The sequence below is a fragment of the Streptomyces sp. NBC_00582 genome (genome assembly GCF_036345155.1).
In the GTDB taxonomy this organism is placed as follows: domain Bacteria; phylum Actinomycetota; class Actinomycetes; order Streptomycetales; family Streptomycetaceae; genus Streptomyces.
Window position 1 is genome coordinate 5311216 of sequence record NZ_CP107772.1, and the last position, 24180, is coordinate 5335395.

Annotated in this window: 19 protein-coding genes; 11 read left to right on the forward strand and 8 right to left on the reverse strand. The window is 72.8% G+C overall.

Translation table 11 applies throughout. The annotated features are described in order from the left end of the window. Positions 1 to 20: 20 nt before the first annotated feature. Positions 21 to 551: an SH3 domain-containing protein gene (locus OG852_RS23685; protein WP_133910954.1), complete on the reverse strand. Its 531-nt coding sequence runs from the start codon at positions 549 to 551 to the stop codon at positions 21 to 23. A 188-nt stretch (positions 552 to 739) separates the two neighbouring features. On the opposite strand from OG852_RS23685, the gene OG852_RS23690 reads away from it, so the two are divergent. Continuing rightward, entirely contained in the window at positions 740 to 1645 is a 906-nt protein-coding gene (locus OG852_RS23690; protein ID WP_330348894.1) for a hypothetical protein, read from the forward strand. Here the strand turns inward: OG852_RS23690 and OG852_RS23695 are convergent. Beyond that, entirely contained in the window at positions 1545 to 2897 is a 1353-nt protein-coding gene (locus OG852_RS23695; protein WP_330348895.1) for an aminotransferase-like domain-containing protein, read from the reverse strand. The genes OG852_RS23690 and OG852_RS23695 overlap by 101 nt on opposite strands. Positions 2898 to 2986: 89 nt before the next feature. Between OG852_RS23695 and OG852_RS23700 the strand changes: the two genes are divergently transcribed. From OG852_RS23700 to OG852_RS23715, 4 genes are all read left to right on the forward strand, one after another. Beyond that, on the forward strand, positions 2987 to 3772 hold the full coding sequence (locus OG852_RS23700) for an alpha/beta fold hydrolase (RefSeq protein ID WP_133910957.1): 786 nt from the start codon (positions 2987 to 2989) through the stop codon (positions 3770 to 3772). A 43-nt stretch (positions 3773 to 3815) separates the two neighbouring features. After that, on the forward strand, positions 3816 to 4190 hold the full coding sequence (locus tag OG852_RS23705) for an ADP-ribosylation/crystallin J1 (RefSeq protein ID WP_133910958.1): 375 nt from the start codon (positions 3816 to 3818) through the stop codon (positions 4188 to 4190). A gap of 49 nt (positions 4191 to 4239) precedes the next feature. After that, positions 4240 to 5205, forward strand: a complete 966-nt coding sequence (locus OG852_RS23710; protein WP_330351483.1) for an endonuclease/exonuclease/phosphatase family protein — start codon at positions 4240 to 4242, stop codon at positions 5203 to 5205. A 170-nt stretch (positions 5206 to 5375) separates the two neighbouring features. Beyond that, positions 5376 to 7328: an FUSC family protein gene (locus tag OG852_RS23715; protein ID WP_330348896.1), complete on the forward strand. Its 1953-nt coding sequence runs from the start codon at positions 5376 to 5378 to the stop codon at positions 7326 to 7328. On the opposite strand, the gene OG852_RS23720 is transcribed toward OG852_RS23715, so the two are convergent. After that, positions 7329 to 9389, reverse strand: a complete 2061-nt coding sequence (locus OG852_RS23720) for a PhoX family protein (RefSeq protein WP_133910961.1) — start codon at positions 9387 to 9389, stop codon at positions 7329 to 7331. 267 nt (positions 9390 to 9656) lie between these two features. On the opposite strand from OG852_RS23720, the gene OG852_RS23725 reads away from it, so the two are divergent. From OG852_RS23725 to OG852_RS23740, 4 genes are all read left to right on the forward strand, one after another. After that, complete coding sequence (locus tag OG852_RS23725) at positions 9657 to 11879, forward strand: VWA domain-containing protein (RefSeq protein WP_330348897.1); 2223 nt, start codon at positions 9657 to 9659, stop codon at positions 11877 to 11879. A gap of 138 nt (positions 11880 to 12017) precedes the next feature. Continuing rightward, positions 12018 to 13736: a methionine--tRNA ligase gene (metG, locus tag OG852_RS23730; RefSeq protein ID WP_133910963.1), complete on the forward strand. Its 1719-nt coding sequence runs from the start codon at positions 12018 to 12020 to the stop codon at positions 13734 to 13736. A gap of 85 nt (positions 13737 to 13821) precedes the next feature. Next, positions 13822 to 15816: a pentapeptide repeat-containing protein gene (locus OG852_RS23735; RefSeq protein WP_330348898.1), complete on the forward strand. Its 1995-nt coding sequence runs from the start codon at positions 13822 to 13824 to the stop codon at positions 15814 to 15816. 88 nt (positions 15817 to 15904) lie between these two features. Further along, positions 15905 to 16057, forward strand: a complete 153-nt coding sequence (locus OG852_RS23740) for a hypothetical protein (RefSeq protein WP_166663416.1) — start codon at positions 15905 to 15907, stop codon at positions 16055 to 16057. A 40-nt stretch (positions 16058 to 16097) separates the two neighbouring features. On the opposite strand, the gene OG852_RS23745 is transcribed toward OG852_RS23740, so the two are convergent. Next, on the reverse strand, positions 16098 to 16229 hold the full coding sequence (locus tag OG852_RS23745; protein WP_330348899.1) for a hypothetical protein: 132 nt from the start codon (positions 16227 to 16229) through the stop codon (positions 16098 to 16100). 129 nt (positions 16230 to 16358) lie between these two features. On the opposite strand from OG852_RS23745, the gene OG852_RS23750 reads away from it, so the two are divergent. Beyond that, the gene (locus OG852_RS23750; protein WP_133910965.1) at positions 16359 to 16724 is read left to right on the forward strand and encodes a PH domain-containing protein; all 366 of its coding nucleotides are present in this window, start codon (positions 16359 to 16361) and stop codon (positions 16722 to 16724) included. Between the two features lie 164 nt (positions 16725 to 16888). Here OG852_RS23750 and OG852_RS23755 read toward each other — a convergent pair whose 3' ends face one another. After that, positions 16889 to 18232 carry a pectate lyase family protein gene (locus OG852_RS23755; protein WP_133910966.1) on the reverse strand — a complete coding sequence of 448 codons (1344 nt, stop codon included), beginning with the start codon at positions 18230 to 18232 and terminating at the stop codon, positions 16889 to 16891. A 195-nt stretch (positions 18233 to 18427) separates the two neighbouring features. Between OG852_RS23755 and OG852_RS23760 the strand changes: the two genes are divergently transcribed. Beyond that, positions 18428 to 20902: an FG-GAP-like repeat-containing protein gene (locus tag OG852_RS23760; RefSeq protein WP_330348900.1), complete on the forward strand. Its 2475-nt coding sequence runs from the start codon at positions 18428 to 18430 to the stop codon at positions 20900 to 20902. Positions 20903 to 20923: 21 nt separating this feature from the next. On the opposite strand, the gene OG852_RS23765 is transcribed toward OG852_RS23760, so the two are convergent. The 3 genes from OG852_RS23765 to OG852_RS23775 are packed head-to-tail and all read right to left on the reverse strand — an operon-like array spanning position 20924 to position 24107. Continuing rightward, the gene (locus OG852_RS23765) at positions 20924 to 22741 is read right to left on the reverse strand and encodes a carbohydrate-binding domain-containing protein (RefSeq protein WP_330348901.1); all 1818 of its coding nucleotides are present in this window, start codon (positions 22739 to 22741) and stop codon (positions 20924 to 20926) included. Further along, positions 22738 to 23529 carry a VTC domain-containing protein gene (locus tag OG852_RS23770; RefSeq protein WP_133910969.1) on the reverse strand — a complete coding sequence of 264 codons (792 nt, stop codon included), beginning with the start codon at positions 23527 to 23529 and terminating at the stop codon, positions 22738 to 22740. Before OG852_RS23770 ends, OG852_RS23765 begins: the two co-directional genes overlap by 4 nt. After that, positions 23526 to 24107 carry a DUF4956 domain-containing protein gene (locus OG852_RS23775; protein WP_330348902.1) on the reverse strand — a complete coding sequence of 194 codons (582 nt, stop codon included), beginning with the start codon at positions 24105 to 24107 and terminating at the stop codon, positions 23526 to 23528. The genes OG852_RS23770 and OG852_RS23775 overlap by 4 nt, the downstream gene beginning before the upstream one ends. Positions 24108 to 24180 lie beyond the last annotated feature (73 nt).

Below are 24180 nucleotides of genomic sequence, written 5' to 3' on the forward strand. Positions count from 1 at the left end.
TGTTTCCCTCATCCCTCCACTCACCGGCCGACCGGGATCCACTCCCAGCCACCCGACGAGGTCTGTGACGTTCCGGAGACGCTGAAGCTCCAGGAGCCCGAGAAGCTGAACGAGCCGGAGCCCGAGACGCTGGACGAACTGTTGGTGAAGGGGGCGTCCCAGTTGGTCCAGTCCCCGTTCTTCCACTGCGGGCACGGGTCGGCGCAGGCCGGTACGCGCGCGCCGCGGACGTCCACGAACGAGGCGTTGGCCCAGCCCTGGGCGTCGTAGAGCCAGTACCAGTACGGGTTGCCGTTGACGCTCTGCCCCTTGACGCGGCACTGCACCAGGTCGTGGGTGCCGGGTTCGAGGCTGGTGACGACGGCGGAGTGCGTGGTGGGCTGCTGTCGCACGTTCAGGTCGGTGCGGGAGACGACGGTACCCACGACGGGTCCGCCGCTGTCGCCGGTCGGCGGGGCTGCCGCCGCCGAGGTTCCCGCCGCGGTCGCGGCGAGGGTGCCACCGGTGAGCAGGGCCGCGGCCAGAGTCCGCAGGGCCGGAGTGGTGCGCATGATCCGCCTCCTTCTCCCCAGAACCAGGAAACACCCGTTCGGGTGAACCCTCCACCGGAGGCACCACAGGCCCCATGGATCCCTGCGTTCCCAAGGGCACCCGTACGGCGTCGTCCGCACGGCCCAGGGGGCACCCGTACGGCGCAGGCCCGCTGGCGTAGGCCGTCCCCGGACCGTTGCCTGGGAGGGTGTCCCGAAGCCTGCGGACCGCCCTCTCGGCCGTCCTGATCGCGCTGTCCTGCCTGCTCGTGCCGTTCGGCGCGCTCGCGGCGTGGGCGGCGTACGGCCTCACGGACACCCGCAGCTATGTCACCGCGATGGCGCCGCTGGCCTCCGATCCCGCCGTACGGGACGCCGTCGCGGACACGGTGGGCGACGGGGTGGCCCGCGAGTCGGGGATGAGCCCGCTGTTCCTGCGGGACGCGGTGCGCTCGTTCACCGCGACCCGCGCCTACCGCACGGCGTGGGACGCGGGCAACGAGGCCGCGCACACGGCCGTGATGAGGGCGCTGACCGACGACCGCGCCGGCCCCGACGACGCACCCGTCACGGTGGACCTTGCGACGGTCACGACTTCGCTGAAGCACCAGATGACGCTCGACCATGTGCCGTTCGCGGAGCGCATCCCGATCGAGCACACCCGGGTGGCCCTGCTCCCGCCCGCTGAACTCGCCACCCTCCGGAAGGGCTATCACGTGCTCGACGTCGCCGGTTTCTGGCTGCCGTTGGCGGCCGTCGTCTTCGCCGCGGCCGGTATCGCCGTCGCCGCCTGCCGGCGCCGCGCGATCACCGCGACGGCTCTCGGCACCGCGCTCGGCGGCGCGTTCCTCGGTCTCGCCGTCGCCATCGGCCGCCGGCTCACCCTCGCCGACCTGCCCGACCCGGCCCATCGGCCGGCCGCCGCCGCGGTCTACGACGCCCTCACCACGACCCTGCGCACCGCCGCCTGGCTGCTGCTCGCGCTCGGTCTGACGGTGGCCGGGGCGACCTGGCTCACCGGTCAGTGGCGGGCGGCCCGGCTGCTGCGACTGCGGCGAGCGTCCGCAGCGCCCGCCGCAACTCCGCCTGCGGAGCCGACGCGAGCCCGAGCCTGACCGCGTCCGGGGTGCGGCGCGGGTCCACGGAGAAGGCGGTGCCCGGGGTGACGGCGATGCCGTGCGCGGCCGCGACGGCCGTGAAGGTGTCCGCGCGCCACGGGGCGGGCAGCTCCCACCAGGCGAAATAGGCGCGCGGGTCGGTTCGTGCGCGGAACCCCGCGAGCGTCTCGGCGAGGAGCGCCTGCCGTTGGGCCGCGTCCGCCCTCTTCTCCTCGACGAGCCGCTCGACGATCCCCTCCTCCACCCACCGCACGGCCGCCTCCACCGCGAACCGCCCCGCGCTCCACCCGCCGGACCGCACGGCGGCCCCCACGGCCTCCACCCGCCCGTGCGGTACGACGAGGAAGCCGACGGTGAGCCCCGGCGCGACCCGTTTGGACAGCCCGTCGACGACATGGGTGAGGGCGGGCGCGTGGGCGGCGAAGGGGACGGCGTCGGGGTGGAGGAAGGACCAGATGCGGTCCTCCACCACGGGAACCCCCAAGTCGCCGACCGTCACGGCGAGTTCGTGCTTGCGTGCCTCGGTCGTGGTGGCCGAGGTCGGGTTGTGCAGGGTCGGCTGGAGGTAGAGCGCGGACAGGGGCGCGGCGCGATGGGCGGCGCGCAGCGCGTCGGGCCGCACCCCGCCCTCGTCGTCCCCGGCCAGCGGCACCAGCACCACGCCGAGCCGTCCGGCGATCTCCTTGACCAGCGGATACGTCAGCTCCTCCACCCCGACCCGGCCGCCGGGCCGCACAAGGGAGGCCAGGGCGGCGGCGATGGCCTGCCGGGCGTTGCCGGTGAACAGGAACCGGTCGGGTGCGGGCCGCCAGCCGGGCAGGGCGAGCAGCCGGGCGGCGGCCTCCCGGGCGGCGGCGGTCCCGGTGGCGGCGACCGCCCGCGAGGCCTCCGTCAGCACATCGGGCCGCAGCAGGGGCGCGAGAGCGGGTGCGAGCAGCTCGGACTGGCCCGGGACAAGGGGGTAGTTGAGCTCCAGATCGACGGGGGCGCCGGCACCCCGGGTCCGGGGTTCGGTGAGGGCCCGCCCCTGCTCCGCCTCCGGTGCGGCGCGGACGAAGGTGCCCCGCCCGACCTCGCCCACGACCAGTCCGCGCCGCACGAGTTCGCCGTAGATCCGCCCCGCGGTGGACGGCGCGATGCGGTGCCGGCGCGCGAACCACCGCTGTGGGGGCAGTTGTTGGCCCGGCCGCAGCCGTCCCGAGGCGATGTCCCCGGCGATCCGGTCGGCGATGTCCCGGAAGTCCCCCATCCGACCTGCCCCCTTGGATCACCTCGCGATTGCACCGAGGGCAAAGATCTTATTGCACCGAGCGGTGGAGCCCTCCTAGGGTCGCCGACATGACCCCCTTCCTCGCATACGAGGACAAAGGTGACGCCCATTCCCCGCGGCTGCCCCTCGTCCTCGTCCACGGCCATCCCTTCGACCGCACGATGTGGGCCCCGCAGATTGAGGCGTTCGCCCCAAGCCGCCGGGTGATCGCCCCCGATCTGCGCGGCTACGGCGCCTCCCCGGTCGTCCCCGGCACCACCCTGCTCTCCGACTTCACCGAGGACATCGCCGCGCTGCTGGACGAGCTGAAGGTGGAGGAGTTCGTGCTGGCGGGCCTGTCGATGGGCGGCCAGATCGCGCTGGACTGCTACGGGCGGTTCCCCGACCGCGTCCGGGGCCTGGTGCTCGCCGACACCTTCCCCGACCCCGAGACGCCCGCCGGCCGGCTCGCCCGCAACGAGACGGCCGACCGCCTCCTCGCCGAGGGCCTGCGCGGTTACGCCGACGAGGTCCTGGAGCGGATGGTCGCCCCCTACGCCGACGCGCCCGTCAAGGCGCACGTCCACCGCATGATGACCGGCACCTCCCCCGAGGGCGCCGCGGCGGCCCTGCGCGGCCGGGCCGAACGCCCCGACTACCGCCCCCTCCTGCCCCGCGTCACCGCCCCCGCCCTGGTCGTGGTGGGTGCCGACGACACGTACACCCCCGTGACGGACGCGCGGGCGATGCACGCGGCCCTCCCCGACGCGGTCCTGCACGTCGTCGAGGGCGCGGCCCACCTGCCGAACCTGGAACGCCCCGAGGAGTTCAACAGGGCCCTGGCGGCCTTCCTGGACCGGATCGACGCGGCGTAATCCCTTGGCCGGGGGCCCGGCCGCCCGGCTAGCGTGCCCGTCCATGAACACCGTGCCGAAGAAGGCCACGACGCCGAACAGGACGACCACTCTCTGGCGCCCCACCGGGCCCGAGGAGCTGGCGCTCGTGGAGGCGTCCGGGTGGACGGCGTGGCCGCCCCGGCTGCCCGAGCAGCCGATCTTCTACCCGGTGCTGAACGAGGACTACGCGGTGCGGATCGCCCGGGACTGGAACGTGCCCGCCTCCGGCCGCGGATACGTCACGCGGTTCGAGGTCGACACGGAGTTCCTGCGGAGGTACCCGGTGCGGCAGGCCGGGGGAGAGACCATCCTGGAGCTGTGGGTACCCGCGGAGGAGCTCGATGACTTCAACGCGCACATCGTCGGGCGCATCGAGGTCGTCCGGGAGTTCGGCTGACCTGTTCCCCGACCTGTTGCCCGACCTGTTCCCCGACCGGTTCCCACCCCTGTTCGCCGCGGGGACGAGGTGGCGGGCCCTCGGCGCCCGGGGCGCGGGAGCGGTGCTCGCCGGGGTGAGCGGGGTCGTGGCGTGCCGGGCCCTCGACACCGACGCCGTCACCCCCGTACCGCAGCTCCTGGCGTTTCTGCCCTGGCTGCTCGTGCCTGCGGGCGGCGCGGCCGGGGTCGCCGTGCTCGCGCGGTGGTGGCCCGGGGCGGTGTGGGCAGGCGTGGCGCTCGGGCTGCTGGCCTGGTACCTCCAGCCGTACGGGGGCGGGGACGGGCCCGGGGGGACGCCCGTCGCGGAGGTGCGGGTGCTCACCTCCAACGTCGAGTTCGGGTGGGCGACCGGCTCGCTGATCCCGGTGGTGCGACGGGAGAAGCCGGACGTCGTGTTCGTGCAGGAGTGCCCCTTGGCCTGTCAGGCGGCGGTGCGCGAGGAGTTGGGGACCTCGCACCCGTACCGGGCCGCCGTGCCGGGGGAGGGGTCCGCGGGGTCGCTGATCCTCAGCCGGTTCCCGCTCACGCCCGTCGAGGGGGTGGCCGGGAACATGGGGATGCCGGGGGCCGTGGCCGAGGTCGACGGGCATCCCGTACGGCTCCAGCTCGCGCACCCCGAGCCACCGCTGCCCCGGCAGATCGGGCTGTGGAAGCGGGAACTGGGGCGGCTGCGGGACTTCGCCGCCCGCGCCCGGCGGGAGGGCGGTCCGCTCGTGCTCGCGGGGGACTTCAACGCCACCCGGGACCACGCCGCCTTCCGCCGCGTCCTGGACACGGGGCTGCGGGACGCCGCCCGGTCGGCCGGAGCCGGCCGCGCTCCGAGCTGGCCGAGCCGGACGGCACCCGTGTTCGGCGCGCAGATCGACCATGTGCTGGTGTCGAAGGAGTTCTCCGCCCGCCGCGCCCGCTTCCTCCACCTCGACGGCACCGACCACCGCGCCCTGCTCGTGGATCTCACCCTCCACCGGCCCTGACGGGCCCGCGCGACCGGCCTTGAGGCACCGCCGAGACCGGCCTTGAGGCACCGGCGAGACCGGCCCTGAGGCACCGGCGAGACCGGCCTTGAGGCACCCGCGAGACCGGCCCTCATGCCCCGCCGAGACCGGCCCTCATGCCCCCGCACGGCCGTGCCCATAATGAGCCCATGTCCCGCGAGTTCCCCATCGGCCTCACGCCTCCCGACTGGCTGGTGCGGAACCTTCGGCCCCAGCCCGCCCCCGTCAACCGGGCCGCCGTGGCCCGCGCCGCCGTCGCCATGACCCTCCCCCTCGCGATCGGCCTGGCGGTGGGGCAGCCCGCGTACGGGGCCCTCGCGTCGATGGGCGCCCTGTCGGGCGTCATCGGCGACACCGCCGACGCCTACCGCATGCGGATCCTCAACATCGCGATCCCCCAGCTGTTCGGCGCCGTCGGCATCACGCTCGGCGCGGCCGTGTACGGCCAGGGGTGGCTGGCCGTCGTCGCCGTCACCGGCGTCGCCCTGGTCTCCGGGATGATCTCGACGATCGGGGCGGTGGCGTCCGTCTCCGGGCTGCTCCTCCTGCTGAACTCCGTCGTCGGGGCCGGGCTGCCGATGCCCGGCGCGTGGTGGCTGGCTCCGCTGCTCATGTCCGGCGGCGGACTGCTCGTCCTCCTCCTCGCCCTGCTGGCCTGGCCGCTGCGCTCCGGGGTGCCGGAACGCACCGCCGTCGCGGCCACCTACCGCACGGTCGCCGATCTGCTGGCCGCCTGCGGCAGCCCCGTCCCGGGCGCGTACGAGGACGCCCGCCACACCGTCACCCAGTCGCTGAACCAGTCGTACGACCTCGTCCTCGCCCGGCGCGCCCGCCACCACGGCCGCAGCCCCGAACTCGCCCGGCTGCTCGCCCAGTTGAACGCCATCACCCCGGTCGTCGAGGCCGCACCCGCCGCCCATCTCCACGGCAGGCCGCTGCCGCCGGAGGTCCCGGCGGCCGTGCACCACCTGGCGCGGGCGATCGAGACCGGCTTCAGCGGCCCCCTCGCCCTCACACTCCCCGTGCCCGGCTCGGAGACCGGCCGGGCCGTCGACCACGCGCTCCGGCACGCCGCCGAGGTGGTGACCGCACCCGGCATCGACCCTCCCCACGGACCCGAGGACGACCGCCTGGGCCGCCCGGCCCGCCTCGGCACCCGCACCGCCCGGGCCGCCCGCAACGTCGCCCTCTCCGCCGCCTCCTGGCGGTACGGGCTGCGGCTCGCCCTGTGCATCGGCCTGGCCCAGGTGCTGGTGTCGACCGTCCCGGTCCCCCGCTCCTACTGGGTGGCCCTGACCATCACCTTCGTCCTCAAGCCCGACTTCGGCTCGGTGTTCTCCCGGGCCCTACTGCGCGCGCTCGGCACGGTCGCCGGCCTGGTGGTCGCGGCCGCGGTCCTCTCCCAGGTGCCGCGCGGCTGGTGGGACGTACCCGTGATGCTGGTCCTCGCGCCGCTCATCCCCGCCCTCACCCCGCGCGGCTACGGCTACCAGACGGCCGCGATCACCCCGGTGATCCTGCTCCTGTCGGACGTCCTCAACCACCAGGGCACCGGCCTGCTGCTCCCCCGCCTGGTCGACTCGCTGATCGGCTGCGGCATCGCGCTGGTCGCCGGCTACCTCCTCTGGCCGGAGAGCTGGCACACCCGGGTGGGCGACAAACTGGCCGACGCGGTCGCGGACACCGCGCGGTACGTCGACGCGGCCTTCGGCCCGGACGTCGACCCGGCCGCCCGCGCCCGGATGCGCCGCCGGCTCTACCGCGATCTGTCCGTCGTCCGTACGGAGTTCCAGCGGGCCCTGACCGAGCCGCCGCCCACCGGCAGCCGGGCCGCCGCCTGGTGGCCGCTGGTCGTCGCGGTGGAACGGATCGTGGACGCGACGACGGCGGCCCGGGTCCGTGTGAAACACGGAGCCGAACCGCCGTCGGGGCCGGAACTCGCCCAGGTCACGCTCCAGCTGCGGGAACTGGCGCGGGGGCTACGGGACACCGAGACCCTCTATCCCGTCCGCACCGACCTCACCGGCCCGGCGGACAGCGTCCTGGAACCGTTGCGCCAGGAGGTCGCCGCGGCGAGGGCGATCACCTCACCCTCGGGCTGATCAGGCGCCGATGTCGCAGCCGTCCGCGCGCCACACCGCCACGACCGCCGGACGGACGATCTTCCCGGGCCCGTCGGGCCAGGTGCTGGCCGGCTTCTCGACGGACGCCCCGTCGATCTCGCCCGGGTGCTGCACGGCGACCAGGACGCGCCGGTCCTGGATGACGGGACCGCAGGTCTCCGCACCGGTCGGCACCGTCAGGAACTGCTTGAGCTCACCGCGCCGCGCACCACGCGTGGCCACGCCGAAGAGGCCGTCGTGGGAGCCGAGCTGGTTGCCGTCGGTGGAGATCCACAGGTTGCCGTGCGGGTCGAAGGCCACGTTGTCCGGGCAGGAGATCGGGCTGACGTCGTCCTTGGGGAACCCGGCGAAGTAGGTCGCGGGGTCGTCGGGGTCACCCGCGACGAGGAACAGCGACCAGGCGAACGAGGTGCTCTCCGGGCGGTTCCGGCGCTCGGTCAGCTCCAGGATGTGCCCGTGCTTGTTGGCGTTGCGCGGGTTGGCCTCGTCGGCCTTGGCGTTCGCGCCGACACCGCGGTTGGAGTTGTTGGTGAGGGCGACGTACACCTTGCCGGAGACCGGCGAGGGCTGGATGTCCTCGGGACGGTCCATCTTCGTGGCGCCCACCTTGTCGCCGGCGAGCCGCGTGAAGACGAAGACCTCCTCCGCGCTCATCCCCTCGACGTGCGAGACGGCGCCCTTCGCGGTGGCGGTGGCCAGCGGGATCCACTCGCCGCTGCCGTCGAACTCGCCGTCGGCGGGGAGCCGGCCCGTGCCGTCGATCTCGATGGCCGGGGAGTCGCCGGTGAGCTTGGCGACGTACAGGGTGCCCTCGTCGAGCAGCGACAGGTTGTGCTCGCGCACGGCCCTGCTCGACCCCTTCTTCATGCGCTTGCTGCCGACGAACTTGTAGAAGTAGTCGAAGCGCTCGTCGTCACCGGAGTAGACGACCGGCCGCCCGTCCTCGGTGAGCCGCACGGTCGCGGCCTCGTGCTTGAACCGCCCGAGGGCGGTGCGCTTGCGCGGCGTGGAGGTCGGGTCGTACGGATCGAACTCCACGACATACCCGAACCGATGCACCTCGTTCGGCTCCTGGGCGACGTCGAACCGCTTGTCGAACCGCTCCCACTTGCGCTCGGTGGCGCCGGTGCCGATGCCGTACCGCTTGTCGGTGGCGCGGGAGGAGTGGGCGAAGTACTGGTTGAAGTTCTCCTCGCCGTGCAGGGTCGTCCCCCATGGGGTGGTGCCGCCCGAGCAGTTGTTGAGGGTGCCGAGGACCTTGGTGCCGGTCGGGTCGACGGAGGTCTTCAGCAGGTCGGACCCGGCGGCGGGCCCCGTGAGCCGGAACTCGGTCGTGGCGGTGACGCGCCGGTTCAGCGGGTGCCGGGACACGGCCGTGAGCGCCCCCGTCCTCCGGTCCTCCTCCACGACGACGGCGGCGAGGCCGTGCGCGGCCCAGGCGACCTCCACCTGCTGCCGGGTCGGGTTGGCGGCGTCGTACCCCCGGAACATGAGCACTTCATCCGTGTACTCGTGGTTGGCCACGAGAAGCTGCCGCCGGTGCTCGCCCGGGAGGGGCAGCAGGGCGAGGAAGTCGTTGTTGTAGCCGAACTGGCCGGCCTGCGCCGCCGCCGTCTGGTTCTCCGGGTCGAAGGCGGGCGCGCCGCGCAGGATGGGCTCGCCCCAGCGGATCACGACGTTCTGCCGGTACCCGTCCGGGACGGTGACGGCGTCGGCGGTGTTCGGCGGGACCGGCGTGAAGCGGAGGCCACGGGCGCCGGTGGCCGGTTTCTTCTTCTCGGCGGCCTGCGCGGGCGCGGCGGCGGCGGGCAGCGCGCCGGCCGCTCCCGCGGTGGCGGCGACGGTCACGACGGCGGCGGCGCGCATCATGCCGCGGCGGCTCAGGGCCCGGGCGATGACGTCACCGACGTACTCGTTGGCGCTGGTGTTGGGCACCTCGTGGAAACAGGCGTCACCACACCGGAAACGGCAGGTCATGGCGGAACGTCCACCGGGGTGGGACTGGGACGGCGTTCCGATCAGCGGCAGCAGCTTGCGCACCTTTACTCTCCCCTTGCGTGCCCTTGGTGTGAGCGTGACGGTAGGGGCACGTATGTGCGCAGGCGCGGCGGCGGGGTGAACGGGTGGTGAATCCCCGGTGGCGTCGGGGGAGTTGGGGCGGGCCGACGGATGGCCGGGAGGCGGTGTTGACACACCCCGCTTCCCCTCACTCACCCCTGCCCAAGATCGCCACTTCGGGCCGCTAACCTTACGTGTCCGTCCTGGCCAGGGATTGACGGGCTTCAACTCACGCGAAGGGTTGCGCGCATGGGCATTCTCACTCGCCTTCGGAACGCATTCGGCCGCTCACGCAAGGGGCGTACCGCCGAGGCGGAGGGTGCGGAACAGGTTCCCTCGCAGGAACCCGCTTCTTCCCGGGAGGAGGGGCGGGCCGAGGAACCGGCGTCCCCCCCTGCCCCCGCCCCGGAGTCCAGCCCTGCCCCGGCCCCGGCGGTCGCCACGATCCCCGAGCCCCGCCCGGCAACCGACTCGGAGCACGAACTCGTCTCGGCGGCCTTCGACAACGTCACGGTGCCTCGACCGACCCGCTCGGGGGAGACCGGGGGGTCGGAGACGGCTCCGTCCGAGACGACGCCTTCGGCTGAGGAGAAGCCGTCCTCCGGGGCGGAGCCCGAGGTCGGGGGCGCGAGCGAGGCCGAGGCCGAGGCTGACGAGAAGTCTTCCGGCGAAGCGAACGTCGAGGGCGAGGCCGAGGCTGAGCCGTCGGCCGAGGCGGGGGCGGGGGCGGAGGTAGCTGACGCCGGGGCCGCCGCCACGGAGGCGGAGCCCGAGGCCGAGGCCGAAGAGCCGGTGGCGGAGGCCGCCGCGGTGGCGTCGGAGGACACCGAAACCATCGAGGAGGCCGACGCCGCCCCTGAGGCCAACGGCGACGACCTCTCCGAGGGCAAGCCGGAGGCTGACGCGGAGACCGAGGAGCCGAAGGCGGAGGTGGCTGACGCCGGGGCCGCCGCCACGGAGGCGGAGCCCGAGGCCGAGGCCGAAGAGCCGGTGGCGGAGGCTGCCGCTGTGGAGTCGGCGGACACCGAAACCACCGAGGAGGCCGACGCCGCCCCTGAGGCCAACGACGACGACCTCTCCGAGGGCAAGCCGGAGGCTGACGCGGAGACCGAGGGCGAGCCTGAGGCCGCTGTGGTGGAGTCGGCGGACGCCGACACCGCCGAGGCGCCGACGGAAGCGTCCCCCGAGGAGCCGGTGGCCGAGGCCACGGACGCCGCGACCACCGCGGAGACCCCGGCCGAGGAAGAGCCCGCGGCCGCCGCCGACGCGCAGGCACCGGCAGAGGCGACGGACGCTCCCGCAGGGACGGACACCGAGACGCCCGAGGCGGCTCCGGAGCCGGAGGCCCAGGCCGAGACGTCCACCGGGACCGTGGCCCCCACCACCGACACTCCCGAGGCGAAGGTCGACGCGGACGCCCAGGTCGAAGCCGTAGCCGAGCCGGAGGCCCAGACCGAGACGCCCACCGGGACCGTGGCCCCCACCACCGACACTCCCGAGGCGAAGGTCGACGCGGACGCCCAGGTCGAAGCCGTAGCCGAGCCGGAGGCCGAGGCCGAGGCGGCCACCGACGCCCCCGCCGAGCCCGACGCCGAGACCCCGGCCCCCACCGCCGACGCCCCCGAGCCGGAGGCAGAGGCGGACGCCGAGCCGAAGCCCGAGGCCGAAGCGAAGCCCGAGCCGGAGGCTCAGGCTGCCGCCGAAGCCGAGCCGGAGGCAGCGGCGGAGGCAGAGGTTCCGGAGGAGACGGCCGCCCCCGAGCCCGCCGCCACCACCGAGACGGACACCCCGGAGCCCGCCACCGCCGCGGAGGCCACCGCCGCCGGCGACGACGACGAAGCCGTCGTCACCCCCGTGGCCGGTGACGCCGCCGGGCTCGCTCTCGCCAAGGCCGGTCTCACCGCCGCCCGGGCCAGCGTGTACCTCGTCCTCGACCGCTCCGCGAGCATGCGCCCGTACTACAAGGACGGCTCCGCCGCGGCCCTCGCCGACCAGACGCTCGCCCTCGCCACCCACCTCACCCCCGACGCCCCCACGGTCCACGTCGTCTTCTTCTCGACCGAACTCGACGGCACCACCGACCTCACCCCCGCCTCCCCCGAGAACGCGATCGACGAGGCGCACGCGGGCCTCGGCCGGATGGGCCGTACCAGCTACCACGCCGCCGTCGCCGCCGTACTCGCCCACTACGACGAGAACGCCACCCCCGGCACCCCCGCCCTGGTCGTCTTCCAGACGGACGGCGCCCCGGACGCCAAGACCCCGGCCACCCAGTCCCTCACCGACGCCGCGAAGAGCCACCCCTCGGTGTTCTTCTCCTTCGTCGCCTTCGGTGAGCACGACAACAAGGCCTTCGACTACCTCCGCAAGCTGAAGACCGGGAACACGGCCTTCTTCCACGCGGGCCCGACCCCCCTGGAGCTCACCGACGCGGAGCTCTACGACGGCGTCCTCATCGACTGGCGCCCGTAGCACCACGGCCCGATCCGCACCACTCCGTATGCCGCCCGCTTCTCACCCCGTAAAACGGGAAGCGGGCGGCATACACATGTCGGCTACGATTTCAAGGTTCGCAATAGCAGCAACAAACCGACCTGGGAGCAGCCCCCGATGGCTCGACACCTCATCACCAGCGCCCTTCCGTACATCAACGGAATCAAGCACCTGGGCAACATGGTGGGGTCCATGCTCCCGGCGGACGTGTACTCCCGGTACCTCCGCCAGCGCGGCCACGACGTCCTGTACATCTGCGCCACGGACGAGCACGGCACCCCCGCCGAGCTGGCCGCGAAGGAGCAGGGCATCCCGGTCGCCGAGTTCTGCGCCCAGGCCCACGACGCGCAGAAGGCGGTCTACGACGGCTTCGCGCTGGCGTTCGACTACTTCGGCCGCAGCTCCAGCCCCCAGAACGTCGAGATCACCCAGCACTTCGCCCGCCGCCTCAACGAGAACGGCTTCATCGAGGAGCGGGCGATCCGCCAGGTCTACAGCCCCGCCGACGGCCGTTTCCTCCCGGACCGCTATGTCGAGGGCACCTGCCCCCACTGCGGCTACGACAAGGCCCGCGGCGACCAGTGCGAGAACTGCACCCGGGTGCTCGACCCCACCGACCTGATCAACCCCCGCTCGGCGATCTCCGGCTCCACGGACCTCGAGGTCCGTGAGACCAAGCACCTCTTCCTCCTCCAGTCCAAGCTCCAGCACGAGGTCGAGGAGTGGGTCTCCCGGCACGAGGGCGACTGGCCGCAGCTCGCCTCCTCCATCGCCCGCAAGTGGCTGAACGAGGGCCTGCACGACCGTGCCATCACCCGTGACCTGGACTGGGGCGTCCCCGTCCCGGCCGACACCTGGCCGGAGCTGGCCGCCGAGGGCAAGGTCTTCTACGTCTGGTTCGACGCGCCGATCGAGTACATCGGCGCGACGAAGGAGTGGTCGGACCTCGACCCGGAGAACCGGGACTGGAAGTCCTGGTGGTACGAGGCGGACGCGAGCGTCCGCTACACCGAGTTCATGGCCAAGGACAACGTCCCCTTCCACACGGTGATGTTCCCGGCCACCGAGCTGGGCGTGCGCGAGCCGTGGAAGAAGGTCGACTACGTCAAGGCCTTCAACTGGCTGACGTACTACGGCGGGAAGTTCTCCACGAGCCAGAAGCGGGGCGTCTTCACCGACCAGGCCCTGGACATCCTCCCGGCCGACTACTGGCGCTACTTCCTCATCGCCAACGCCCCCGAGTCGGACGACTCGTCCTTCACCTGGGAGCACTTCACGGCCACGGTGAACAAGGACCTCGCCGACACCCTGGGCAACTTCGTCAACCGCGTCCTGTCCTTCTCCCGGAAGCGCTTCGGCGACGAGGTCCCGGCGGGCAGCGCCCCCGGCGAGGCGGAGACCCGCCTCGGCGACCAGATCGCCGACCTGCTCGCCGAGTACGAGGCGCAGATGGAGGCCCTCCAGTTCCGCAAGGCGGCCGCCGCCCTGCGCGCCCTGTGGTCCGCGGGCAACTCCTACCTGGAGGAGAAGGCCCCCTGGCTGGAGATCAAGACCGACAAGGACGGCGCGGCCCTCACCCTGCGGACGGCGATGAACCTGATCCACCTCTACTCGGTGGTCTCGGAGCCCTTCATCCCGACGACGGCGAAGACCATGCGCGAGGCGTTCTCCCTCACCTCCGACACGGCCACCTGGGTCACCCCCGACGAGGCCCGCGCCCTCACCACGGTCCCCGCCGGCACCCCCTTCACCGTCCCCCCGGTCCTCTTCGCCAAGCTCACGGACGACGACCTGGCGGCCTACAAGGAGCGCTTCGGCGGCGAACCGACCGCGTAATCGCACGGAAAGCGCGTTCGAAAGGACGAGCCCGCAGGCATACTCCCCTCGACACCAGTTCAACGGTACGGGGGGCGTACGCACGGTGGACTTCACGTCCTGGGGGGACTGGCTGCGCGCCTGCTTGGGCGCGGCGGTCACCTTCCTCCTGATCATTCCGGGGTGGCGGCTGGTCGCGCGGGCGGCCGCCTTCGGTGATCCGCACCGGCACACGGGGCGCCGTATCGGCCTGGTCCCACGCCGCGCGATCCGGCCGCGCGCGGACGCCCTCCGCCCCCGACTGCGCGGGGCACGGGCGCTCCGCCGCTACTACGGCACGGCCGCCACGACACCGTTCGACGAGCAACTGGACCGGTTGGCGGAGGCGGACCGCTCGGCCCGCGTGCTGGTGGTGGGGCGCCGGGTGTGGTGTGGCGCCGTACCGCTGGCGCTGCTGCTGTCCGGCGCTCTGCTCGGGGCGTGGATCGTCGTCGGCGAGTACGTCGCAGGACCCTTCGTCGACGTCTACGGCCCCTCCACGTACCTCCCGCAGATTTTCGGTACCGACGGCTGGTACGTCCAGGGCGACGACGCCTGCGCCTCCTGGTCCCTGCTGACCGGGTGCGAGGCGGATGCCTGGCCGTGGTGGCACGGTGCCGAGAGGGGGCTGCTGTTCGGCATGGCCCTGGCGTGCGTCGGATCCGCGTGGCTCCTGCGGCGGGCGGCGCTGCGGAGCTTCGCCGTCTGGGCACGCCAGGAGCCGCCCCTGCTCGCCTGCCTGGACGCGCTCACGGCCGCCCGGGACGCCCTGCGCCTGCCGAGCCCGGAGGCGACCGTGCTCGATGAGAAGGTCGCCGAACTGCGCGTCCGGCTGCTGGACTTCGCCCGGGAGAGCCTTCCCCTCGACACGGACCGCCGTGCCGACCTGGAGGAACACTCCCGACGCGTCACCGACGCGTTGAAGGAGGCCACCGGCCGGTTCCTGAGCGACGGGACCACGGCCCTGCCCGACCTGGTGGAGTTGCTCGCCACCCTTCAGGACCGGCTGCACGCCTCCCGTTGGTTCGCCCTGCTCGACCCGGCCCAGATGGCTCCCGTGCCGTCTCCCGGCCCGCCACCCGCCCCCGCCCCGGCGGCGGCCGCCGGCCCCGCGGCCGACACCGGCCGCTGGCAGCGCTACATGTGGGTGGCCACCGCGATGCCGACCGTCCCCGCCCTGCTGGCCCTCGCGTTCACGGCGGTGACGATCAGCCAGGCCGACGAGAACCTGGGCCTCACCAGGCGTGACCAGGTGGCCACCACGTACAGCGAGGCCGTCGACGGCCTGGGCGACGACTCGATCGATGTCAGAACCAGCAACATCCTGCTCCTGCAGGGCATCATGCGCGAATCGCCGGGCGAGCAGCCGGCGATCGTCAAGATACTGAGCGGCTACATAAGGAATCGCGCGAAGATGCCCGCGAAGGCGACGGCCGACCGCCTGCGCAAGAACACCAAGACCCGCCCCGCCGCCGATGTGCAGGCAGCCCTGGACGCCCTGGGTTCACGGCTGCAGAACGTGGAAGCGGACCCGTACATCGACCTGCGCGACACCTTCCTGGTGGGTGCGGATCTCACCGGGGCCCAGTTCGCCGGCGCGGACCTGCGGGGCGCCGATCTGAGCCGTGCCTTCCTGACGCAGGGCGAGTTCAGCTATGCCCTCTTCAACAACGCCCGCATGGAGGGCGCCGAGCTGAGCGACGGCAACTTCTACGACGCCGACCTCACCTCGACCGATCTCACCGGGGCCTGGCTGGACGGAACGAATCTCGTCGACGCGGACCTCACGAGCGCCAGGCTCACCAAGGCCATCGGTGTGTACGAAGGGGACAGCGTGTACCTCGTCGACGCGGACCTGACCGCCGCCGATCTGTCGGAGGCGGATCTGAGGGGGGCGGATCTGTCGAACGCCGACCTCGGCAGGGACGACCGCCAGGGTCTCCCGGCGGCGGACGTCACCGGCACGAACTTCATCGGCGCCGACCTGGACGGCACCCGGCTGGTCGGCGTGGACCGTGCCAAGGCCCTCTGGGGGAAGCCCGCCCCGCAGGACACGGCGTAGAGGGGCCGAGGGGCCGGGGACCGAGCGCCCCGGGCCCCTCGCACCCGCCTTACTTCCCCCGGCGTCGCCGCCTGGCTGGAACGAGGAGATGCAGGCCACGAAGGACGCGGCCTTCGCGAAGGCCGTGGAGTGGCAGTCCCTGAGCCCGGTGCAGATCGGAGCCGAGGAAGCCGCCCGCACCGCTCCCGCCGACTTCCTCGCCATATGCCGCAGCGACTCCTCGTGGAGAAAGGAACCGTAGACCGTCGCCTCACGGGGACTGGCGTCCCAGTGCAACTTGGTCACACCACCCCGTGCAGGACCGCCCGTTCTTCCCGGCCCAGCCGCTCGCGCAGGTCCTTCGCCACCGCCTCCAGCGCCTGCGCGTGGCGAGGACTGAAGGCGACCGGCGGTGAGGGCTGCTCGACAGGCATCTCGGACCGTCCGCTGGCTTCTGGCCCCTGAGAACGAGGTCGTGCGGCTCGCCTGACCTCATGGGGCACGCGCAACCCCTCTGTTTTCCACCGCGTCTCCGACTACGACATCCACCAAGGGGGTACTCCATGGCGCTGTTCGGGAACGCGCACACGATCGACTCGGCGATCGCCCAGCAGGACTACGCGCGGCTGCTGGGACAGGGTGAGCAGGTGCATGCCGCGTACCTGCTGATCCGGGACACGATCCTGTTCACGGACCGGCGGCTGCTGCTGGTCGACAAGCAGGGGATCACCGGCAAGAAGGTGGAGTACCACTCCGTCCCGTACCGCAGCATCACGCACTTCGCGGTCGAGACCGCCGGCACCTTCGACCTCGACGCCGAGCTGAAGATCTGGGTGTCCGGGACGTCCATGCCGATCCAGAAGACGTTCACCAAGGGCGTGGACATCTACGAGGTGCAGGCGATCCTCACGCAGTTCGTCGCCAAGTAGCACACGCGAAGGTGGCCGGGCGGGACGCGGCTCGTGGTCCGCTCCCGCCCGGCCACCGTCTTCCGCACGGCCACCGAGTCCCTCCACCCGGTGCCGTGCCGCTGCACCGGTCGCGCCGCCGGCTTCCCCGCGGCGCTCGAACGGGGCAGGTCTGGGGCAGCCGGTTACTTCAGGACGCCCGCGCCCGTCGTCGTCGGCAGGGACGTCGGGAGGTTCTTCGCCGAGGACTCCAGGCCCGCGGTCAGGGTCGGGGTCCAGTTGACCGTCGTCTTGAGGTCCTTGGACGACGCGGCGTTGTAGGCGGCGACGAGGTCGGTCGCCGTGCCGTTGACCAGGTTGCCGGATCCCTTGATCGCGCCGGTGCCGTCGCCGCTGAGGAGCTTGGCGACCTTCACGGACGACGGGACCTTCCAGTAGTTGTCCTCGGCGACGACCTGGGCCTTGGCGCGGGAGTTGATGCTGTACAGGGGCGCGTAGCCGTTGAGGGTCGTGACGTCGTAGTAGTTGTTGTAGATGTGCACCTGGCCGACGCGGGTCAGCGGGGCGCGCTGGACGATGCCCTTCCACACGTTGTGGTGGATGGAGACGCGCAGCTTGCCGCCCGGCTCGCTGTCGCTGCTGCCGACCAGCATCGTCTTGTCGTGGCTGGTGAACTGGTTGCGCGAGACCGTCACGAGGTCGGAGCTCTTGGTGATGTCGAGCTCGCCGTCGTGGATCTGGTACTCGCGGCCGTAGTACTTGGGGTTGGCGCCGTCCAGGTGGGGCGTGTCGGTGAAGCTGTTGTGGTCGGCCCAGACATGGGTGGCGCCGCGCAGGGTCACCGAGTCGTAGTTGGAGTTCCAGTTGCCGTCGTCGCCGTCGGTCGGGTCCCACTGCGGGAAGCAGTCCTCGGTGGCGGAGAAGGCCAGGTTGCGGACGATGACGTTGTCCACGTTCTGGATCTGCAGCATGCCGCCGGTGAGGCCGGCGTTGGTGCCGGGGACGCCCACCAGCGTGGTGTTGGCGGGCACCCTGAAGACGATGTTCTTCGCCTGCTTGGTCTGGGCGGCCGCGCGGGCCTTCTCCTGGGTGCCGGAGGGGAGCTTGGAGCGGCCGTAGGTGGCGGGATCGTAGGCCTTCAGGTACGCCGAGAGGGAGTAGCCGGTGCCCGAGGCGTAGTCGGAGCAGGTCAGCTTCTTGCCCGAGTCGTCGGTGTTGGCGTCGATGGTGCCCTTGATCTTGATGATCCGGGGGGTGGTGTCGGACGCGGAGCCCAGCGCCTTCACGAGCTGGGCGCGGGTGGAGACGGTGAAGGTGTGCGCGGCGTCGGCCTTGGTGCCACCGGTGGTGCCCGTGCCGGAGGAGGCCCAGCCGTCCTTCGCGGCGAGCGTCTGGTGGTACAGGTCCACGGTCCCGGCGTTCGCGCTCATCACGATCGCACCGGCGCCGACACCGGCCGCGACGAGGGCGGCGGAGACGACGAGGGTGCGGCGGGTGCGGAGGGACCGGCGGTGGGTAGCAGCTGCCACGGGGGATCCTTACGGGGAGGAACGGGGGTTACGCCCTGTCAGTGGTCGCCGGTACGTGAAGAGTTGCCGCGCGTCCGAGAATTTTTTCCGGACCCTCGTCCGCCACTTGATCAGACTCCTCCACCCTTCGCTCACATGCCGCCTAAGGTGCCCGTCGGGGGGCGAACGGCCCCTACGGGGAGGGGAACCACACACATGGCCAGATCCGTGCTGCCGCGCCGCCGTCGCGCCGCGGCCACCGCGCTCGCCACCGTCTCGCTCGTCCTCACGGCCACCGCGCTCCCGGCCGCACCGGCCGCCGCGGCGACCGCGCTGCCGCCGTGGAGCAGCACGGCGTACCTCGCCTCCGTGAAGGCGGACGTCCAGGACGTCGTCGTCACCGGGGACGGCACCGCCGTGGCGCTCTGGGAGGAGGGGACCTCCGGCGACCTCTACGCGTCGGTGCGCCCCGCGCACAGCGACACCTGGGGCGGCAGGGTCCAGCTCGGTGACACCGTCCGCGAGGGGGCGCGCCTCGAGGTCCGGCCGGACGGATCGGTGGTCGCGTTGTGGACCACCCTCCGACAGGTCGCCTCCGCGACCCTGGGCGCCGGGCAGACGTCCTGGTCGCAGCCCACGGTGATCGCGACGGACCAGAGCAGGGACCTCGACTACCCCGAACTCGCCGTGGGGCCGGGCGGAACGGTCGCCGCCGTGTGGGTCCAGCGGGTGGGGTCCTCCGGCAGGAGCGAGGCGTACGTCGCCACCTTGACCGGAGAGAACACCTGGTCCACTCCGGCGCAGGTCAGCAACGCCGCCACCTACGCGGGCCCGACCGGTTACGGGATGGTCGCGGCGCCGCGGATCGCGTACGACGCGCAGGGCGGTCTCGTCGTGTCGTACTGGATGAAGTACGGCGAGATCTACCGGGTGATGAGCAACGCCCGGCCGTTCGACACCTCCACCTGGCCGACCCCGCAGCTCGTCGGCTCCTCCCGGGAGCTGCCCACGCTGGCCTCCGGCGCCGACGGCTCGGTCCGTCTGGTGTGGCAGGACCTGGACGGCACCTTCCAGACCGTACGGCGAACCGACGCGGCCTCCGCGTGGAGCGCGCCGCAGACCGCCGCGACCGCCGTCGGCGACCCCGCCAGGACCCCGGATCCGCTGGTCGGGCCGGACGGCGACATCACCCTCGTCTGGTACGACCGGGCCACGGGCGCCAACGACGTCCGCACCACCACCTTCGACAGCGCCGCCGGCACCTGGTCGGCGTCGAGGACCCTGAACTCCGCCGACGCCGAGTACTCCCCGGACGCGGCCATCGCCCCCGACGGCTCGGTCCATGTGCTGTGGCCCGAGCTCGACGCCGGCCAGACGACGGCGACCAGCCTCTACGAGGCCACCCTCGTCGACGGTGCGTGGACGTCGGCCCGCCGGGTGGGCGGCGGCTCTCCGTCGGTGCGCGGCGAGATCGCGGCGAACTCGGCGGGCGACGCCACCGCCGTGTGGGGCCGGGCGAGCAGCCTGTCGGCCTACGCGTACGTGAACGCCTCCCGCACCGTCTGGCCCACGCTCGCGGTGACCGACAGGTCCGTCCCGGCCACCGTGCCGCTCAAGGGCACCACCTCCTCCAGCGCCGCCTGGAAACCGGCCTGGACGACGAACTCCCCGGTCGCCTCCTGGACGCTCACCCTCAGCGACACCGCGGGCAGGACGGTGCGCACGCTCACCGGCAGCGCCGACCCGGCCACCGGCAGCACGACGCTCGCCCCCGTCTGGAACGGCCGGACGAGCACCGGCGCGGTGGCCGTCAACGGCCGGTACACGTGGACGCTGAAGGCCGTCCAGTGGGGCTCCGGCACCGCGTCGGGCCTCGGGACCGGCACCGTCACCGTGAACGGCGGCAGCCCGGCGTTCCGTGACTTCGGCGGTCACGACGTCCCCACGGACGGCCTCGGCGATCTGCTCCACCTCGACTCCTCCGGCCGGCTCCAGTGGGCCCTCGGCGACGGCACCGGCGAGCTCGAGACGGGCGCGTCCGCCGCCGGCTGGTCGACGGGCGTCAAGGCCGTGCCGTTCGGCGACCTCAACGGCGAGCGCTGCAACGACGTCCTCGTCCGGGTCGGCGACGCCCTGCGCGCGTACCGTCCGGCCTGCGGGACCGCGCCGAAGCCGTCGACGACGTACAAGACGATCTCCACCACCGGCTGGAAGCAGTACGACGTCCTGACCTACCCGGGTGACGTCACCGACGACGGCCGGCCCGACCTGATCGCCCGCAACGCCTCCACCGGCGCGGTGTACCTGTACAAGGGCACCAGCACGGCGACCCTGTCGTCCCGGGTGAAGCTGTACGACAACTGGAAGACGTACAAGAAGGTCGTCGGTGCCGGGGACCTCAACGGCGACGGCGTCGGCGATCTGATCGCGCAGGACACGTCGAACAACCTGTACCGCTACTACGGCAAGGGCAACGGCACCTTCTCCGCGCGGGTGAAGATCTTCTCCGCCTGGGGGTCCTCGTACAACGTGGTCGTCGGGGTCGGCGATCTCAACCGTGACGGGCGGTCCGACCTTCTCGCGCGGGACTCCGCGGGCAACCTCTACCGCCAGCTGGGCAACGGAAGGGGTTCGTACGGCAGCCGCGTCAAGATCGGTGGAGGGTACGCCGGCTTCAAGGGACTGTTCTGAGACGACGCCCGGCCTCGCCGGTCAGCGGCGGCCCCCGCCCGGGCCGCCGCCCCCGCCGAACCCGCCGCCCTGCGGCGCGTCCCCGGCCGTGACCGCGGCGATCTCCTCGGCCGAGCCCAGCGTCCCGGCCCGGGTGTAGAGGCCGCCCGTGCCGTCGGTGGCGGAGGTCGAGCCGCCTGAGTAGATCCGGTAGGTCGCCCCGGACGTGATCGCGGACGACGAGTAGACGACGTTCTGGATCTGCTTGGCCGTGATGTACGTGGCGACGACCGCGCCGTCGGCGTCGACGACGTGCAGGGTCGTGCCCGCGGGGACGGAGGAGTCGAGGGTGGCCGACAGCCAGCCCTGCCCGGAGTCCTCGTCGGGGGCGACGGCCATGCCCGCGCTGCCGGCCGCGAGCAGGGTGCCGCCGCTGACGGTGAGGGAGCCGTTGACGTCGAGGGCGCCGTTGCCGCCCTGCTGGGGGCCGTTGACGACCACGGTGCCGCCCGTGATCTCGGCCGTGCCGTTGGAGTCGAGGCCGTCGCCCTCGGAGTCGACGACGAGGGAACCGCCGCTGACGGTCACCGTGAAGTCGCCGACGCCCTCCCCGCCGCCCCGGCCGCCCTCTGGGGAACTCCCGCTGCCGCCACTGGCGTTGATGCCGTCGTCGCTCGCCACGATCGACACCGAGCCGCCCGCCACGACGATGTCCTTGCCCTCCAGGCCCTCCTCCGCCCTGGTGACCTTCACCGTGCCGTCGTCGAGGACGAGGTCGCCCTCCGCGTGCACCCCGTCGTCCCCGCTCGCTGCGGTCACGGTGGCCCCGGCGAAGTGGACCGCGCCGTCGCTGTGCACCGCGTCGTCGGCGGAGTCGACCGCGATCGTGCCTTCCTCCAGGACGGCGATCACCCCGGCCTTCACCCCCTTCGCGGAGGTGTCGTCGGCGGGCCGCGCACCGCTTCCGCCGCCGGCGGCGACGGTCAGCCGGCCGCCGGTGACGACGAGGTCGGTGGCCGCGGCGACCCCGTCGCCCCGCGCGGTGACGTCGACGGCGCCGCCCGCCAGGGACACGTACCCGGAGTCCTCGTCGTCCTCGTTGTCGGAGGTGAGCCCGTCGCCGCCCGCCTCGACGGTGAGCTCGCCGTCCTCGACGACCAGGTAGTCCTTGCCCCGCACCCCGTCGTCGGCGGCGGTGACGCGGATCGTCCCGGAGGCGAGGACCAGCCCGTCTCTGCTCGCGATGCCGTCGCCGCCGTTCCCCTTCACCGTGAGCGTGCCACCGCCCCCGACGGTCAGATCACCGGCGCTGAACAGGGCCGCGTTCACCTCGGCGTCCTCGGCGTGGGACGGGGCGTCGGAGAGGGTGTTCGTGGTGCCGTCGGCGAGGACGACGACGAGCTCGTCCACGTCGGTGGCCGCGAGGGCCGCCCCGGTGGAGCTGGAGATCCTCGCCCCGTCCAGCACGAGCCGTACGGTCGCGTCGGGCGCGTCGACGACGACCTGCCCGTCGGTGAGGGTGCCGGTGATCCGGTAGGTGCCGCCGGAGGTGATCGTCACGGTCGCCCCGCTCGCCTCGGCCCCGTCGCCCCGCACGCTCGCCGAGTCCCCGTCGAGCGCGATGTCCACGGCGTCGGAGGCGTCCTCGGTGAGGTCCGCGTCATGGGCCTCCTTGTCGGCGGCGAGGACCGTGGCGGCGCTCTGCGCGCCCTCCACCGCGGTCCCCGCCGAGGCCGACTCCGAGCCGCCGGCCGTCTCCTCGGTGGCGTCAAAGGAGCAGCCGGTCAGGGCCGCCGCGGCGAGCGCGGCACAGGCGAGGGCGGCGGCGAACCTGCGCCGTACCGTGGTTCCGATGCTCATGCGGGGCTCCCGTCGAGTGCGGTGGGGAAGTGCCGGCGCAGGACCGGCAGCCAGCGGTGGGCGGGGAGTTCGGGGCGCAGGGCGGCGAGGCCGGTGCCGTACTTGGAGACCGTGCAGGGCCGGTGGCCCAGCGACCACAGCAGCCGGTCGGCGCCGGACCCGGCCCGCCCGGCCTTCGTCTCGACGACCGCCCGGTCCCCGGCGGACAGCACCCGCGCCCCGTCCGGCAGCGCCCAGACCAGCCCGGTGTCGAGCGTCATCCGGCTGCCGTCGCCGGGCAGCAAGAGGGTCGTGCGGCGGTACGTCGTCGTCAGCGCGGGCGAGAAGCGCAGGTCCCGCGGGTCGATGCGGGCCGCGGTGAGGACGGCGTCGACGAAGGCGCGCCCGGCGGGGTCGAGCAGGCGGTCGTCGCCGTCGTAGGGGATCCGCTGTTTCACGGTGGTGCCGCGCGGGCCCCGTGTCTTGACCTCCAGGAAGTCCAGCTCCGCGTCGACATAGCTGCGGACGCGGAGCTTGAAGCGGCGCCGGCGGGCGCGGGCGGCGCCCAGGTAGGCGTCGAGGCGCGGGGTGTCGTGGTAGAGCGAGCGGTAGCCGAAGTCCCGTCCGCCGTCGATCTCCAGGACCCGTACGTCACCGCCGAGGCCGCCGAGCAGGAAGGGCAGGTCGGCGAGCGGCAGCACGTACTTGCGGTCCACACGGGTCAGCAGCTCGGCGCGGGCGACGAGTTCGTCCAGGCTCACGGGGCGCAGGGCGCCGACGGCGGCGCCGAGCGAGTCGAGGGCCCTCACGCCGGGACCTTGCCGCGCGGTGCCCGTACCTCGTCGTCGACGACGTACCGGACCTCGACCTGGGTGGTGTCGTTGACGAGGTCGACGCCCTTGACCGACAGGTTCACCACCCGCCCGCCGAGCAGCACCTCCAGGTGGGCGCGCAGGGCGCTCTCGTCGGTGTGCGCGGAGTCCAGCCGCAGGCTGCGGGTGCGGTGCCGGGCGAAGAGGCGGGGGTGGTCGGCGACGTAGAGCGTGCCGACGAGCAGCGCCGTCAGCGCGACCGGCAGCCCGGACGTCTCCTCGGGGACGCCGTTGAGCAGGCCGATCGCGAGGGCCGCGAAGTAATAGGCGATCTCGTGCTGGGCGATCTCGTACGACCGCAGCCGGATGATCGACAGCACCCCGAACAGGCCCATGCCGAGTCCGATCCCCACCGCGGCCTGACTCAGCGTCATCGCGACGGCGAGGACCCCCACGTTGATCCCGAGGAACGCGGTGACCAGGTCCCGTCGGTGATGGCGGGGGAAGTACACGGCGAAGGCGAGGACGGCGATGGCGGCCAGGTCCGTGGCGACGAGGAGCGGTCGGGTGCTCATGTCACGACGATCGGGGCGCCGGCTGTGAAGCGGCTTTGAACTCCGTTAAGCGACGTTGAGAAGTGCCGGGAAA

Coding starts and splice junctions, on each gene's coding strand:
- OG852_RS23765 (WP_330348901.1), bottom strand. CDS start 22,741: ATGAGCATCGGAACCACGGTACGGCGCAGGTTCGCCGCCGCCCTCGCC.
- OG852_RS23695 (WP_330348895.1), bottom strand. CDS start 2,897: ATGGGGGACTTCCGGGACATCGCCGACCGGATCGCCGGGGACATCGCC.
- OG852_RS23700 (WP_133910957.1), top strand. CDS start 2,987: ATGACCCCCTTCCTCGCATACGAGGACAAAGGTGACGCCCATTCCCCG.
- OG852_RS23725 (WP_330348897.1), top strand. CDS start 9,657: ATGGGCATTCTCACTCGCCTTCGGAACGCATTCGGCCGCTCACGCAAG.
- OG852_RS23750 (WP_133910965.1), top strand. CDS start 16,359: ATGGCGCTGTTCGGGAACGCGCACACGATCGACTCGGCGATCGCCCAG.
- OG852_RS23685 (WP_133910954.1), bottom strand. CDS start 551: ATGCGCACCACTCCGGCCCTGCGGACTCTGGCCGCGGCCCTGCTCACC.
- metG (WP_133910963.1), top strand. CDS start 12,018: ATGGCTCGACACCTCATCACCAGCGCCCTTCCGTACATCAACGGAATC.
- OG852_RS23745 (WP_330348899.1), bottom strand. CDS start 16,229: ATGCCTGTCGAGCAGCCCTCACCGCCGGTCGCCTTCAGTCCTCGCCAC.
- OG852_RS23740 (WP_166663416.1), top strand. CDS start 15,905: ATGCAGGCCACGAAGGACGCGGCCTTCGCGAAGGCCGTGGAGTGGCAG.
- OG852_RS23705 (WP_133910958.1), top strand. CDS start 3,816: ATGAACACCGTGCCGAAGAAGGCCACGACGCCGAACAGGACGACCACT.
- OG852_RS23775 (WP_330348902.1), bottom strand. CDS start 24,107: ATGAGCACCCGACCGCTCCTCGTCGCCACGGACCTGGCCGCCATCGCC.
- OG852_RS23715 (WP_330348896.1), top strand. CDS start 5,376: ATGTCCCGCGAGTTCCCCATCGGCCTCACGCCTCCCGACTGGCTGGTG.
- OG852_RS23760 (WP_330348900.1), top strand. CDS start 18,428: ATGGCCAGATCCGTGCTGCCGCGCCGCCGTCGCGCCGCGGCCACCGCG.